The organism is Kribbella sp. NPDC055071 (assembly GCF_053608045.1).
The window spans coordinates 1,250-1,576 of sequence record NZ_JBSGUS010000068.1; the positions used below are offsets into that span (position 1 = coordinate 1,250).

At 45.6% G+C, this 327-nt stretch carries 1 protein-coding gene; it reads right to left on the reverse strand.

Annotation, left to right across the window (positions count from 1 at the left end; translation table 11 throughout):
- Positions 1 to 327 (reverse strand): condensation domain-containing protein (locus ACWF4Z_RS38230; protein WP_452248105.1); only part of this gene is annotated, 327 nt, incomplete at both ends.

Consider the following 327-nt stretch of genomic DNA (forward strand, 5'->3'; position numbering starts at 1 on the left):
CTGGTAAGGTGCTCCGCTGTCCGTTCGATAAAAGCGGAATCAAAGGCGGCTCCGTTATATTTAATTTTGACGGTCCACGTTTTGCCCGGATACACAATCAGATTGAAATCGAAGCTCGTTTGTTCAAATGCGCTTTCTACCTTAATCGAAAACCCGAGGCGGTCTTCCATGCTGCCGTTTTCAAGTTCTTGATCAAGCGGATAATTTTCAAACGCGACAAGATGGTTTAAGAGATTGCCATCAAGAGCTGAGCGTTTTTGAATCTCATAGAGCGGCACATAATCGTAACGCTCTGCCTCTACTGCATGCTGCTGAACAGCTGTGAAA